14 protein-coding genes are annotated in these 14,582 nt (G+C 61.1%); 13 read left to right on the forward strand and 1 reads right to left on the reverse strand.

The annotated features are described in order from the left end of the window. Positions 1–18: 18 nt before the first annotated feature. Positions 19–1,032, reverse strand: coding sequence for a taurine ABC transporter substrate-binding protein (tauA, locus tag AC1ECN_RS23770; protein ID WP_477954269.1), 1,014 nt, complete (start codon positions 1,030–1,032; stop codon positions 19–21). A gap of 217 nt (positions 1,033–1,249) precedes the next feature. Between tauA and AC1ECN_RS23775 the strand changes: the two genes are divergently transcribed. The 13 genes from AC1ECN_RS23775 to AC1ECN_RS23835 all read left to right on the forward strand — a co-directional run bounded on the left by AC1ECN_RS23775 (position 1,250) and on the right by AC1ECN_RS23835 (position 14,534). Beyond that, entirely contained in the window at positions 1,250–2,611 is a 1,362-nt protein-coding gene (locus tag AC1ECN_RS23775) for an FAD/NAD(P)-binding protein (RefSeq protein WP_130775969.1), read from the forward strand. Positions 2,612–2,812: 201 nt separating this feature from the next. After that, the gene (locus AC1ECN_RS23780) at positions 2,813–3,505 is read left to right on the forward strand and encodes a GntR family transcriptional regulator (protein WP_130666121.1); all 693 of its coding nucleotides are present in this window, start codon (positions 2,813–2,815) and stop codon (positions 3,503–3,505) included. A 415-nt stretch (positions 3,506–3,920) separates the two neighbouring features. Then, positions 3,921–4,523, forward strand: a complete 603-nt coding sequence (locus AC1ECN_RS23785) for an amino acid synthesis family protein (RefSeq protein ID WP_018071756.1) — start codon at positions 3,921–3,923, stop codon at positions 4,521–4,523. A gap of 15 nt (positions 4,524–4,538) precedes the next feature. Beyond that, entirely contained in the window at positions 4,539–5,384 is an 846-nt protein-coding gene (locus tag AC1ECN_RS23790) for an alpha/beta fold hydrolase (protein WP_130705867.1), read from the forward strand. Further along, complete coding sequence (locus AC1ECN_RS23795; RefSeq protein WP_130674241.1) at positions 5,381–6,316, forward strand: flavin reductase family protein; 936 nt, start codon at positions 5,381–5,383, stop codon at positions 6,314–6,316. Before AC1ECN_RS23790 ends, AC1ECN_RS23795 begins: the two co-directional genes overlap by 4 nt. Beyond that, positions 6,313–7,353, forward strand: a complete 1,041-nt coding sequence (locus AC1ECN_RS23800; protein WP_130676642.1) for an LLM class flavin-dependent oxidoreductase — start codon at positions 6,313–6,315, stop codon at positions 7,351–7,353. The genes AC1ECN_RS23795 and AC1ECN_RS23800 overlap by 4 nt, the downstream gene beginning before the upstream one ends. 4 nt (positions 7,354–7,357) lie before the next feature. Beyond that, on the forward strand, positions 7,358–8,821 hold the full coding sequence (locus tag AC1ECN_RS23805) for an aldehyde dehydrogenase (protein WP_130770073.1): 1,464 nt from the start codon (positions 7,358–7,360) through the stop codon (positions 8,819–8,821). A 5-nt stretch (positions 8,822–8,826) separates the two neighbouring features. After that, entirely contained in the window at positions 8,827–9,150 is a 324-nt protein-coding gene (locus AC1ECN_RS23810) for an NIPSNAP family protein (protein WP_003538302.1), read from the forward strand. Positions 9,151–9,197: 47 nt separating this feature from the next. Next, positions 9,198–10,208 carry a polyamine ABC transporter substrate-binding protein gene (locus AC1ECN_RS23815; protein WP_027688919.1) on the forward strand — a complete coding sequence of 337 codons (1,011 nt, stop codon included), beginning with the start codon at positions 9,198–9,200 and terminating at the stop codon, positions 10,206–10,208. Positions 10,209–10,318: 110 nt separating this feature from the next. Then, a complete protein-coding gene (locus AC1ECN_RS23820) occupies positions 10,319–11,191 on the forward strand; it encodes an ABC transporter permease (RefSeq protein ID WP_018071763.1) in 873 nt (290 codons plus the stop codon). 1 nt (position 11,192) lies between these two features. Next, the gene (locus AC1ECN_RS23825; protein ID WP_018071764.1) at positions 11,193–11,993 is read left to right on the forward strand and encodes an ABC transporter permease; all 801 of its coding nucleotides are present in this window, start codon (positions 11,193–11,195) and stop codon (positions 11,991–11,993) included. After that, a complete protein-coding gene (locus tag AC1ECN_RS23830) occupies positions 11,990–13,069 on the forward strand; it encodes an ABC transporter ATP-binding protein (protein ID WP_130798784.1) in 1,080 nt (359 codons plus the stop codon). The genes AC1ECN_RS23825 and AC1ECN_RS23830 overlap by 4 nt, the downstream gene beginning before the upstream one ends. A 10-nt stretch (positions 13,070–13,079) precedes the next feature. After that, the gene (locus tag AC1ECN_RS23835) at positions 13,080–14,534 is read left to right on the forward strand and encodes an NAD-dependent succinate-semialdehyde dehydrogenase (RefSeq protein ID WP_018071766.1); all 1,455 of its coding nucleotides are present in this window, start codon (positions 13,080–13,082) and stop codon (positions 14,532–14,534) included. The last annotated feature ends 48 nt before the right edge of the window (positions 14,535–14,582 follow it).

Consider the following 14,582-nt stretch of genomic DNA (forward strand, 5'->3'; position numbering starts at 1 on the left):
GCCGGCGTCAGGGGAGGATCAGTTGCTGACGCCGGTGAGGGCATCTGCGGTGACGAAGGYGCCGTAATTCGCCAGCACGTCGGAAACTTTGCCCTGTTCCTTCAGGAACGATGCCGTGTCCTTGAGGATCTTGCCGGCACCCGCCTTTTCGCCGCCGCCAAGCCAGGCATCCGATGCCTGAACCTCAGGTGTCAGAAGTGTGAGGTTCTTCAAAGCCGAGGCCTGCTGATCGGCCGTTCCGCCGAGAAGCTTGGCAAGCGACTTGGCGTTGTCGCTGTCGGGACCCCAGGCGGATTTGTCCGAGGCGAAGGACGCGTAGTATTTGTTGATGACCGAAGCGAAGCCCTTCAGAAAGTCCGGGTTGTCGGCGGCAAATGTCGAGGTCGCGACCCAGGCCGAGAATGTTGGCGCACCCTTGTCTGCCACCTCCTTGGAGGTCACCAGAACCTTCCCGTTCTTCTTCAGTTCGGTCAGCGCCGGATCCCAGACGAAGCCGCCGTCGATGTCGCCGCGATTATAGCTGGCGACAATCTCGGGCTGAGGGATTGCGAAGACCTGAACGTCCTTTTCGGTCAGGCCCAGCGATTTGATCAGCGCCAGGAGCTGATAGTGGTCCGTGGATACCGGCGCGGCCGCAAGCTTCTTGCCCTTCAGATCATTCAGGCTTTCGATGCCAGAACCGTTGCGCACGACGAGAGCCTCGTCGATGCCGGAGATGGAGGCGAGGTAAAAGGCCTTGACCTCGAGCCCGCGTGATACTGCAGCCGCAAACGGGCTGGAGCCGACATAGCCGACCTGGACGTCACCGGAGGCAATCGCCGCAAAGATTTCGGCGCCCGAATTGAACCTGCGGAAGTCGATCTCGTATCCCGTCTCCTTGGCGAATTCGCCATTGGCGATCGCCACGGACGACGGCAAGGCGTCGGTTTGATAGGCGACGACGACCTTCTTGTCCGCCGCTTCAGCGACAACAGCCGTTGCAAAAGTGCCGACGCCGACGGCGATTGCGGCAACCAAATTCCTGAAATGCATCTTGAGCCCCTTTGTTCAGGGCCGCGTGGCCCTTGATCTCACCCTCAAAAGCGTAATCGTTGGGAAGGGGCTAGCGGGAGAAATAACAAACTATATTTATAGACTATAGAGATAATTGTTTTCGTGGTTCTGCCGCTCGTGCGATCAGCAGGGACCGGCGAGCGACACGAGGCTTGAATGACCAAATGTCTCGATGACGTTCTGAGCTTCAGGGAGAATGCATTTGACATATGATGTTATCGTGGTCGGTTCCGGTTTTTCAGCGATCGCGGTTACCTGCAATCTCATCGAACAGCTTCCGGCTTCGGCGAAGGTCGCCGTCGTCGGCGACGATCCTGGTTTCGGCCGCGGGACGGCCTACCGGACGGAGCTCTATCTCCATCGCCTCAATGTTCCCGCCGGCCGCATGAGCCTCTTGCCGCATCAACCCGACGACTTTGTCGACTGGCTGAAAAGCCATGGACGCCCGTTGAAGGCCGGCGATTTCGCTTCGCGCAGCGATTACGGTCTTTATGTCCGCGATACGCTTGCTCGGCTGCTTCGAAAGCGGGACGGCCGTTGCCGGGTCGATTTCATCAAGGCCAAGGCGGCGGGATGCGTGGAACGTTACAGCAGCACGCTGGCCTTCCATCTCGGCAATGGTGACGAGATTGCCGGAAAGAACGTGGTGCTTTGCCTTGGCGTCGGGAACGCGACCCTGCCGGTCGCTCCGGACGGAGTCCCGCCATTGCTGCGATCGCGGATCATCGAAAACCCGTGGCGGCTTTCGTGGCTGAGGCGCGTCGCACCATCCGATGCGGTGTGTATCCTCGGATCCGGCCTGACGATGATTGATCAGGTTCTCGCGCTTCGCGCCCATGGCCACGTCGGCAAGATCGATGTGCTTTCGCGGCGTGGGCTCGCGCCGCTCGGACACGCGTGGACGCCGCCAGCACCTCTGCCGATCGACGTCGAGAGGCTTCCGGATACGATCAGCGGCATATTGAAGACCCTGCGAGGAAAGAGCCGGACGGTTGCCGACTGGCGAGCCGTGATGGACGGTCTGAGGCCTGCAACGCAGGCTCTCTGGCAACGGCTTTCGAGCGAGGAACGCGCACGCTTCCTCAGGCATGCGCTTCCCTGGTGGAACATCCATCGTCACCGGGTAGCACCCGACGTGTTCGACAGGTTTGAGAAGCTGGTCTTAGACGGAACCGTTCGTTTCCACGCGGGCTTCCTGAAATCGCTCGGGGCCGAGGAGGGCCGGCTCGTTGCCAGCTACAGGGTCAGAGGGACGCGCGAGATCGCCGAGATCAGGGCGGACTGGCTCGTCAACTGCACGGGAATGGAGCGGGCCGGGATCAGTCATTCACCGCTTTTGAAGGAAATGAGCCGCTTTGAGTTGATCGTCCCCGATCCTCTTGGCCTCGGGATCCAGGTGGATGCCGCGTCCGAGGTGATAGCCCCGTCCCGAATCTCGCCGGCCCGACTATTTGCGGTCGGCGCCCTGACGGCAGGACAATTCTGGGAGATCACGGCCGTTCCGGATATCCGGGTTCAGGCCAAAGTCGTGGTCGAGGAGATTGTTTCGAGAGGCTAGCTCCCGACGTGTCGGCAGCAGATCAAGGTGCTACATCGTCCTTTGCGCGTCTGGCAAGACGGGCGGCGCCATAGGTCGGCACGGCGCTTGTTGAATTGCCGGCCGCTGCCAGCTACAGTATCTGGTACGCCATAATACGATTCTTGCATTCGGCCGCGGCGGCGGAAGTTGAGCGTGCAAAGTCCAACACTGAGGTAGACAATGAGCGGTGCTCTGAAGGACGCAATTAGAGTCGAGCGTCCTGCAAAGACCTTGCGGGAATTGGCACTCGACAAGGTCCGTGAAGCCATCGTCAACGGATATTTTCGTCCCGGAGATCGCCTTGTCGAGCGTGACCTCTGCGCCCAGCTCGGCGTCAGCCGAACAGTCGTGCGCGAGGTTCTGAGGCATCTGGAATCCGAAGGGCTTGTCGCCATTCTGCCGAACAAGGGGCCGATCGTCGCGCAGCTCGACATCGACCAAGCCAAACAGATCTATGAGATCCGCGGCGCGCTGGAAGGCATGGCGGCGCGGCTGTGCGCGGAGCGCCGTAGCCCGGAGATCGTCGCCGCGCTGGAGGAATCTCTGGCCGGGATCCGCAACAGCTACCGTGACAACGACATGTCGGCTGTGCTGACGAACACCTCTTCCTTCTATCACACGCTGTTCACCATGGTTGACAGGAACGTTGCCTGGGATGTCGTCAATCTCCTCACCGTGCGCATAAACCACCTGCGCTCGATGACGATCAAGACGGAGAGGCGCGGCATTGAAGGACCGCTGCAGATGTCGAAGATCGTCGACGCCATCCGCCGCGGTGACGGCGAGGGGGCTTACCGGGCCGCGATGGATCACGTCGCCGCCGCAAGCGCGATCGCCGAAGCGGTGCTGTCGGGGAAGAAGCCTGCCGACTAGGCACGAACAGGCCCCTGCCGCTTCCCCCGCAGGCCCTGGCAAAGCGCTCATCTCAGCTGTCGATATCACTCCATTCGCGATGATGTTCCGCGCAATTTAGCGGAATCCATACTCCGCGCTTGACACCCAACTTTGTCCAATGTGATGGTATGCCATATTAAGTAATATGTAAGGCGGTACCATGAATTGGGATGACCGTGACTTCTGGACTCGGCCGGCCTCGGCGGGGCGCCGCCATGTCGTTTGTCAGCTGACAACGCGCTGACGGGAAGAAAGCGCTGCCCGGTGGGTCGAGAGTGCGCACGGGCCAAATTGAAAAACTCCGCCTCGGCTTGACCTGCGTCCTCGCGGGAACCAACTTGACACTCATATATTATGGTATACCATAATACGAAATTGAGAAATGAGGTGCTCGATGGCCATTCAAATTCGCAAGACAGGACTGCAGATCGAAACGACGCTGATCGAAGGCGGCAAGGCCGCGGCGGTTCCGCTGAAGCTGTTTACCGCCTTCGCGGTTGTGAAGAATCCCTGGGCCGGTCGCGGCTTCGTCGACGACCTCAAGCCCGAAATTCACGCAGGCGCTCCGGTGCTCGGCGAGTTGCTGACCAAGATGATCATCGAGGCGGTCGGGTCCGGCGAGGCTGTCGAGGGATATGGAAAGTCTGCTGTCGTCGGCCTGGACGGCGAGATCGAACACGGGTCCGCGCTTATCCACACGCTGCGTTTCGGCAATTTTTATCGCCAGGCCGTCGGCGCGAAGTCCTATCTCGCCTTCTGCAACACCCGCGGTCCTGCCAATGCGCCGATCATGATCCCGCTGATGGACAAGAATGATGAAGGTCGCCGTTCGCACTACCTGACCATCCAGACGTCGATCCCCGACGCGCCTGCTGCCGACGAGATCGTCGTGGCTCTCGGTGCTTCGATAGGCGGGCGTCCCCATCACCGTATCGGCGACCGCTACCAGGATCTGAAAGACCTGGGGCAGGACGTTGCCAATCCTGCGGGCGTTTGAGGGAGCGGCTCTGAGATGCTGACAGCCGGATCGACCACACGCACCGCTGCAGCAACAAACGCCGCCGGTGCCTTGTCCCGAAAGACGACGGCAAGCGGAACGGCCTATCATGAGGCCGGCAGCGGCGAGCCGCTGGTTCTCATTCATGGCGTCGGCATGCGGCTCGAGGCCTGGGCTCCGCAGATCGCATTTCTGTCTGCAGGCCATCGCGTCATCGCTGTCGATATGCCGGGACATGGGGAGAGCGCAAAGCTGCCGGCGGGCAGTCGGCTCGAGGAATTCGTCACCTGGTTCGGACGTTTTCTCGACGAGATGGCAATCGACACGGCAAATGTTGCCGGGCACTCGATGGGCGCACTGGTTTCGGGAGGGGCGGCCGCGACATTTGGCGAGCGTATCAGCCGTGTCGCCTACCTCAACGGTGTCTACAGGCGTGACCCTGAGGCAAAGGCCGCCGTCCTTTCGCGCGCCGCGGCCATTCCGGTATCGGGCGTCGACAAGGAAGGTCCGCTGGCCCGCTGGTTCGGCGAAGATGCGGACAGCGTCACTGCGCGTGAATTGACGCGAAAATGGCTAAACCTCGTCGATCCCCAGGGATATGCCGTCGCTTACGCCGCCTTCGCGGGAGGAGACGAGACCTATGCTGACGGCTGGAAAGACGTCGCTGGTCCGGCGCTGTTTCTGACGGGGTCCGATGATCCGAACTCGACGCCATTGATGGCGACACAAATGGCAGAGCTTGCGCCGCGGGGCTACGCCCGCATCGTCGAAGGGCATCGTCATATGGTGAACCTGACCGCGCCTGATATCGTCAATTCGCTGCTCGCTGAGTGGCTGTCGTTCGGGGAGGATGAACGATGACAATCCAGACTGTCGACCCAAGAGCACTGCGAGATGCATTCGGGGCTTTTCCGACCGGGGTGACTGTCGTCACCGCCTGCGACGGGGATGGACATCCGATCGGCTTCACGGCGAACTCCTTCACCTCGGTCTCGCTCAATCCACCGCTTCTCCTCGTCTGCCTTGCCAAGACGTCGCGTAATTTCGCCACCATGACCGGCGCACAGCATTTTGCGATCAACGTGCTTTCGGAAATGCAGAAAGACGTGTCGAACACTTTTGCTCGCCCGGTCGAGGACAGGTTTGCGGCGGTCGAATGGGCGAAGGGATCGGCAGGCTGCCCGATATTCTCGAACGTTGCGGCCTGGTTCGAATGCGCCATGGAAGAGGTCATCGAGGCTGGCGACCACGTCATCTTGATGGGCCGCATCGAAGCTTTCGACAATAGCGGCCGCAACGGTCTCGGCTATGCGCGTGGCGGCTATTTCACGCCGACGCTCGCAAGCAAGGCAGTGTCGGCGGCAAGCGAAGGTAATATGGAACTTGCAGCCGTTGTCGAGCGCCGCGGGGAGGTTCTGCTGCTCGGCGAGGATGTGCTCTCCCTGCCGAGCGTCGACGCCCATGACGGCAATCCCACCGAGACGCTGCAAAAATACCTGGAGACATCAACCGGGCTGAAGGTCAGCATCGGCTTTCTCTATTCGGTTTATGAGGGCAAAAGCGACGGCAAGCAGCACATCGTCTATCACGCCGTTGCCGGAGAGGGCGAGCCTGCCGGCGGCAGGTTCCTGAAGCCTGACGCATTGGTTGCGGCAAAATTCAAGACCAGTTCGACTGCCGATATCGTCAACCGTTTCGCGATGGAAAGCTCGATCGGCAATTTCGGCGTCTATTTCGGCGACGAGACCGGCGGCACTGTTCACCCAATTCCAGCCAAGGACGCAAAAGCATGAAGTTCTCCCTCTTCGTCCATATGGAACGGCTCGATGCCAATCAAAGCCATAAGAGCCTCTACGAGGAATTCGTCGCGCTTTGCGAGATCGCCGACAAGGGCGGCATGCACGCGATCTGGACGGGTGAGCACCATGGCATGGATTTCACCATTGCGCCCAACCCGTTTGTGACCATTGCCGATCTGGCGCGCCGCACATCGCGGGCACGGCTCGGAACGGGGACGGTGATCGCCCCCTTCTGGCATCCGATCAAGCTTGCCGGCGAGGCGGCCATGGCCGACATCATCTGCGATGGACGACTCGACATCGGTATCGCGCGCGGGGCCTATTCCTTCGAATATGAACGTCTGCTGCCCGGTCTCGATGCCTGGGGTGCCGGCCAGCGCATGCGTGAGCTCATCCCGGCGGTCAAGGGTATATGGGCTGGCGACTACGCGCATGACGGGGAATTCTTCAAGTTCCCGTCGACCACGTCGGCGCCAAAACCGCTGCAGCAGCCGAACCCGCCCATCTGGGTTGCCGCGCGCGATCCGAACTCGCACGAATTTGCCGTCGCCAACGGCTGCAACGTTCAGGTCACGCCCCTCTGGCAGGGCGACGACGAGGTTCAGTCGTTGATGGAGCGCTTCAACGACGCCTGCGCCAAGAATCCCGAGATCGAGCGGCCCAAGATCATGTTGCTGCGCCATACCTATGTCGGCTCGTCGGAGGACGATGTCGCCCAGGCCGCCCATGAACTGAGCACCTACTACAATTATTTCTTCGCCTGGTTCAAAAATGAGAAGCCGGTTACCCAGGGTCTGATCGAACGGATCCCGGACGAACAGATCAGAGCAAACGCGATGCTGTCGGATCAGGTCATGCGCACCAACAATGTCGTTGGCGACGCTGATACCGTCATCGCCCGGCTCAAGGCGTATGAAGCGCTGGGCTATGACGAATATTCCTTCTGGATCGACACCGGTATGAGCTTCGAGCGCAAGAAGGCGTCGCTCGAGCGCTTCATCACCGAGGTCATGCCAGCATTTCAGGAGTAAGACCATGCGGCGTTTCCAGTACTACATCGATGGCGAATTTTCAGATGGCGAGGCCTGTTATCCGAGCATCGATCCAGCCTCCGGCACGGTCTGGGCTGAGATGCCCGAAGCGCGCGAGGGCGATGTCGATCGGGCTGTCAACGCTGCCGACAAGGCACTTTACGAAGGCGCCTGGCCGAAAATGACGGCCACTCAACGCGGCAAGCTGCTTTACAAGCTGGCCGACCTGGTTGCTGCCAACGCGCAGGTGCTGGCTGAACTGGAGACGCGCGACACCGGCAAGATCATCCGCGAAACATCGGCGCAGATCGCTTATGTCGCCGAATACTATCGCTACTATGCCGGCATCGCCGACAAGATCGAAGGCGCCTACCTGCCGATCGACAAGCCTGACATGGATGTCTGGCTTCGCCGCGAGCCGATCGGCGTCGTTGCGATGGTCGTGCCGTGGAACAGCCAGCTTTTCCTGTCCGCGGTGAAGATCGGCCCKGCGCTGGCGGCCGGCTGCACGATGGTGGTCAAGGCCTCGGAAGACGGGCCGGCGCCGCTTCTCGAATTTGCGCGGCTCGTGCACGAGGCAGGCTTTCCTGCCGGCGTCGTCAACATCATCACCGGTTTCGGCGCCTCCTGCGGCGCTGCCCTCGGCCGGCACCCGAAGGTCGCGCATGTCGCTTTTACCGGCGGCCCTGAAACCGCCCGGCACGTCGTTCGCAATTCGGCCGAAAACCTCGCCTCCACCTCGCTTGAACTTGGCGGCAAGTCGCCGTTCATCGTCTTTGCCGATGCAGACCTCGAAAGTGCGGCCAATGCTCAGGTCGCGGGCATTTTCGCCGCGACAGGGCAGAGCTGCGTTGCCGGATCGCGGCTGATCGTCGAACGCAGCGTCAAGGATAAATTCGTCGCCCTGCTGCGGGAGAAGGCGGAGGCGATCCGGATCGGTGCTCCGCTCGATATGGCGACCGAAGTCGGCCCGCTTGCCACCAAGCGCCAGCAGGACAATATCGGCGCTCTCGTCGCCAAGTCGATCGAAAGTGGCGCCCGCCTCGTCACGGGAGGACGCAAGATCGACGGCGACGGCTATTATTTCCCGCCGACGATTCTCGACTGCGACGATGTCGCCTCGCCGTCGCTGATCGAGGAATTCTTCGGGCCGGTCTTGTCCGTCGTGTCGTTCGAGACGGAGGCCGAGGCGCTGCGGCTTGCCAACGATACCCGTTATGGCCTGGCTTCCGGCGTCTTCACCCAGAACCTGACCCGGGCGCACCGGCTGATGAAGGGGCTCCGCGCCGGGATCGTCTGGGTCAACACCTACCGCGTGGTCTCGCCGATCGCGCCGTTCGGCGGTTTCGGCCTGTCGGGCCATGGCAGGGAAGGCGGCATGGCCGCGGCGCTCGACTATACCCGCACCAAGACGATCTGGCTCAGGACATCGGACGATCCGATCCCCGATCCCTTCGTGATGAGGTAGCGCCGATGTTTTACGAAATCCGCACCTATCGGCTGAAGAACGGCACCATCCCGCAATATCTCAAGGTCGTCGAGGAAGAGGGGATCGAGATCCAGAAGAGCCATCTCGGCACGCTCGTCGGGTACTTCTTTTCGGAGATCGGAACGATCAACGAGATCGTCCACATCTGGGCCTTTGCGAGCCTGGACGACCGGGAGGCGAGGCGCCAGAGGCTTCTGGCCGATCCCCGGTGGCAGGCCTTCCTGCCCAAGATCCGCGATCTGATCGAAGTAGCGGAAAACAAGATTATGAAGCCAGCTAACTTTTCTCCCAGGAGCGAGGCGCACTGACGGCATAAGGCATACCTATAGGACAACCAGAACAAGGATAAGGGAACATGAAAACAACATTTGCTTTCGCGGCGGTTGCCGCATTCGTGGCTGTGTCCGCACCGGCGCACGCCGACAACATGGTCTTCTCGAGCTGGGGAGGAACGACCCAGGACGCGCAGAAGGCTGCATGGGCAAGCCCGTTCACCGAGAAGACCGGCATCACCGTCGTACAGGACGGGCCGACGGATTACGGCAAGCTCAAGGCGATGGTCGAGGCTGGCCAGGTTACCTGGGACGTTGTCGACGTCGAAGGTGACTATGCCGCCCAGGCCGGCAAGAATGGCCAGCTGGAAAAACTCGATTTCTCCGTCATCGACAAATCCAAGCTCGATCCGCGCTTCGTGACCGACTATTCGGTCGGCAGCTTCTATTATTCCTTCGTGATCGGCTGCAATGCCGATGCCGTCAGCGCCTGCCCGAAGACCTGGGCGGACCTGTTCGACACGACAAAGTTTCCGGGAAAGCGCACATTCTACAAGTGGTCGGCTCCCGGCGTGATCGAAGCGGCGCTGCTTGCCGACGGCGTGGCTGCCGACAAGCTCTATCCGCTTGATCTCGATCGCGCCTTCAAGAAGCTCGATACGATCAAATCGGATATCGTCTGGTGGTCGGGCGGCGCACAGTCGCAGCAGCTTCTGGCATCCGCCGAGGCTCCCTTCGGCAGCATCTGGAACGGCCGCATGACCGCGCTTGCGGCGAGCGGTATCAAGACCGAGACCTCATGGGAACAGAACATCACCGCTGCGGATTCGCTCGTCGTGCCGAAGGGTTCGCCGAACGCGGAAGCCGCGATGAAGTTCATTGCAATGGCGACCGCGGCCGAACCGCAGGCCGCTCTTGCAAAAGCCACCGGATATGCACCAATCAACGTTGACTCGGCCAAGCTGATGGATCCGGAGACGGCCAAGACCCTGCCGGATCAGCAGACGGCCAGCCAGGTGAATGCCGACATGAACTACTGGGCTGATAATCGCGATGCCATCGGCGAGAAGTGGTACGCCTGGCAGGCGAAGTAGCCTGAAACTTGAGAACGGGCACGGCGGCGGTTCGCCGTGCCCCCCGCAGCGTCGGTGCCCGTTTGTTGGACCTCGGCGCCTGCGGAAATTGACGGGTGGGAAGGACTGTCATGTCGACATATAGCGATGCCTCCGGCGCAATTGCGCCCCTGCCAAAGGTGCGCAGGGCAACAGGGTTCGGCGGGGTCCTTCCGGCTCTCGCCTTCGTGACGATCTTTTTCATCGCGCCGGTAGCGGTGCTCTTGTTGCGAAGCGTTCTGGAACCCGTGCCGGGCTTTGGAAACTATGCGCAGCTGATCGGGTCCGCGACCTATCTCAAGATCTTCGCCAACACCTTCATCGTCTCGGGTCTCGTTACGGTGATTTCGCTGCTGATCGGATTTCCCGTTGCCTGGGCGCTGGCAATCATGCCCGGGCGCCTGACGTCGGTGATCTTTGCCATCCTGCTTCTGTCGATGTGGACCAACCTGCTTGCCCGCACTTATGCCTGGATGGTGCTTTTGCAGCGGACGGGGCTCATCAACAAAATGCTGATCGGAATGGGGCTGATCGACAAGCCCTTGGCCCTCGTCAACAATCTAACGGGGGTGACGATCGGCATGACCTATATCATGCTGCCCTTCATCATCCTGCCGCTCTACGGCGTGATCAAGAAGATCGACCCGTCGACCCTGCAGGCGGCAGCACTTTGCGGCGCMAACCGGTGGCAGTGCCTGACCCGCGTCCTGCTGCCCTTGGCGATGCCGGGCATGGCGGCCGGTGCCCTCATGGTCTTCGTCATGTCGCTTGGTTATTTCGTCACGCCGTCGCTTCTCGGCGGCACTGCGAACATGATGCTCGCAGAGCTGATTGCGCAATTCGTGCAGTCGCTGGTCAATTGGGGAATGGGAGGTGCTGCGGCGCTGGTTCTCCTCGTGGTGACCCTGCTGCTTTATGCCGTGCAGCTGCGCTTCCTCGGCAACCAGAACCCGGGAGGGCGTTGACATGTTGCTCAATTTCGACCGCCTCGGCTGGTGGAAATATATCCTGCTGGCGATCACGCTTCTGACTGCGGGCTTTCTGCTGCTGCCGATCGTCTTTATCGCGGCGCTTTCCTTCGGCTCCTCGCAATGGCTGATCTTTCCGCCGCCCGGCTGGACGTTTCAGTGGTACAGCGAACTCTTTGCCGATCCGCGCTGGCTGGAATCGGCCTGGACGAGCTTCAAGATCGCGGTCATCGTGACGATTCTGTCGGTGCTGCTCGGGCTTGTGACTTCCTTCGGGCTGGTGCGCGGTTCGTTCCTGTTCCGCGATGCGCTGAAAGCGCTGTTCCTGACACCGATGATCCTTCCCGTCGTGGTTCTTGCGGTCGCCCTCTACGCCTTCTTTCTGAGGATCGGTCTTGGCGGCACGCTGGCGGGTTTCGTCATTTCGCACCTCGTTCTTGCGCTGCCCTTCTCGATCCTCTCCATCTCAAGTGCGCTGGAGGGCTTCGACAAGTCGATCGAGGATGCGGCGGTTCTGTGCGGCGCCTCGCCACTGGAAGCAAAGATCAGGGTCACCCTGCCGGCGATCAGCCACGGGCTGTTTTCGGCGGCCGTCTTCTCGTTCCTGACATCCTGGGACGAGGTGGTGGTGGCGATCTTCATGTCCAGCCCGACCCTGCAGACGCTGCCGGTAAAAGTATGGGCGACGCTCCGGCAGGACCTGACGCCGGTTGTCGCTGCGGCGTCGACCCTTCTCATCCTTTTGACGATCATCTTGATGGCGCTTGTTGCCGTCGTGCGTAAGGTACTGAAACAATGAGAGAACCATTCCTTCAGATCCGCGGAATACGCAAAGAATACGGCCCTGTCGTCGCCGTCCACGACGTCAATCTCGACGTCCGGCGCGGGGAGTTCCTGACCTTTCTCGGACCGTCCGGATCCGGGAAGAGCACGACCCTCTACATTCTGGCCGGCTTTGAAACGCCGACGAAAGGCGACATCACGCTGGAAGGCAAGACCCTGCTCGCCACGCCGTCGCACAAGCGCAACATCGGTATGGTGTTCCAGCGCTACACCCTGTTTCCGCATCTGACGGTGGGCGAAAACATCGCATTTCCGCTGAAGGTCAGGCGCAAGTCCAAGGCCGAGGTCGACAGCAAGGTGAAGGATATGCTGCGCCTCGTTAGGCTCGAAGGCTTCGAGGATCGCAAGCCCGCGCAAATGTCCGGCGGCCAGCAGCAGCGCGTCGCCCTTGCCAGAGCCCTTGCCTATGATCCGCCGGTGCTTCTGATGGACGAGCCGTTGTCGGCGCTCGACAAGAAGCTGCGCGAGGAAATCCAGCATGAGATACGCCGGATCCATCAGCAGACCGAAGTGACGATCCTCTATGTCACCCACGACCAGGAGGAGGCGCTGCGGCTCTCCGATCGCATCGCCGTCTTTTCCAAGGGCGTCATCGATCAGATCGGCACGGGGCCGGAACTCTACGCCAATCCGCGGACCCGCTTCGTTGCCGAATTCATCGGCGACAGCGACTTCATTTCATGCGACCTGCTGTCATCCTCCGATGGGCAGGCCACCATTTCACTTGGCGGCGGGAGCGTCTTCAATCATATTCCGGTGCATGGAAAAGGAACCTCCGGGACGAGGGCAGCCCTGATGCTGAGGCCTGAGCGCATTCGATTGTCGCGCGCCCCAGCGGCGGGAGCGGGTCTTGCCGCAACTGTCAGCGACATTACCTTTCTCGGCAACAATATTCACGTCTCGACCGAGACGGCGACAGGCGAGGCGCTGGCGGTTCGCCTGCCGTTCGGTCATGAGGCTATCGCGGGGCTCAGCCGTGGAGATATAGTCCATCTGAATTTCGATCCCGGTGCTGCTCACGTATTCTGTTGAAAGTTGTCATATGAAGCTCAATGATCCCTCGCTGTTTCGCCAGGCATGCCCCATCGCCGATCGCTGGATCGAAGCGGAAGGCCGCAAGGCGGCGACGGTCCGCAATCCAGCCACAGGCGAGCCGCTGGGGGTGGTCCCTGACCTCGGTGCGGCGGAAACGGAGGACGCCATCCGTGCCGCCGTGATTGCCCAGAAGCTTTGGGCGAAGAAGACCGCCGGGGAGCGCGCCGCCGTTCTGAAGGCTTGGCACCGCCTGATGATCGAAAACCGCGACGACCTGGCGATGATCCTGACGCTGGAACAGGGAAAGCCGCTCGCCGAGGCCAAGGGAGAGATCACCTATGGTGCGAGCTTCATCGAATGGTTCGCCGAAGAGGCAAGACGCATCAACGGCGAGACCATCCCGGGACATCAGGCCGACAAAAGGATCCTCGTCCTGCGCCAGCCGGCAGGCGTGGTGGCGGCGATCACGCCGTGGAACTTTCCGAACGCGATGATCACCCGCAAGATTGGCCCCGCGCTTGCCGCCGGCTGTGCCGTCGTCCTCAAGCCGGCGCTGCAGACGCCATTCTCCGCCATTGCGATCGCCGTTCTCGGTGAGCGTGCCGGCCTGCCGCCGGGGCTTCTCAACATCGTCACGGGCGACGCAGCGGCAATTGGTGGGGCGCTGACGGCAAGCCGTGACGTTCGGGTCCTGACATTTACCGGCTCCACCCGGACGGGCGAGCTGCTTTACCGACAATGCGCGCCGACGATCAAAAAGCTCGGTCTCGAACTTGGCGGCAATGCACCCTTCATCGTGTTCGACGACGCCGATCTCGACGCTGCCGTCGAAGGCGCGCTCATCGCCAAGTTCCGCAACAACGGCCAGACCTGCGTCTGCGCCAATCGGCTTTATGTCCAGGACGGCGTCTATGAGGCATTTGCCGCCAAGCTCGCTGCGGCCGTTTCGGGCCTGAAGGTCGGCAACGGTCTCGACCGTGACGTCGTGCTTGGCCCGCTGATCGACGACAATGCCGTCGCCAAGGTCGAAAGCCATATCCGCGATGCCGTTTCAAAGGGCGCCGGGATCGTTTCAGGGGGCAAGCGCCATGCGCTTGGCGGTCATTTCTTTGAGCCGACGATCCTGCGCGATGTCGCTGCCGGCATGCAGGTCGCGCGCGAGGAAACCTTCGGGCCGCTTGCACCGCTTTTTCGTTTCCGCGACGAAGAGGACGTCATCGAACAGGCAAACGACACCGAGTTCGGGCTTGCTTCGTATTTTTACGCTCGCGATCTGTCGCGAGTATTTCGCGTGGCCGAAGCGCTCGAATATGGGATGGTCGGCGTCAATACCGGTCTTGTCTCCACAGCCGAGGCTCCGTTCGGCGGCGTGAAAATGTCGGGCCTCGGTCGCGAAGGGTCGCGGCACGGATTGGACGAATATACCGAGCTTAAATATGTATGCCTGGGCGGCATTGCCTGAACTGATCGGTGTTTGCGGTTTGCCGCAAAGAAAGACGAGAACGCATCG

It is taken from the genome of Rhizobium sp. 01N447_2 (assembly GCF_056399245.1).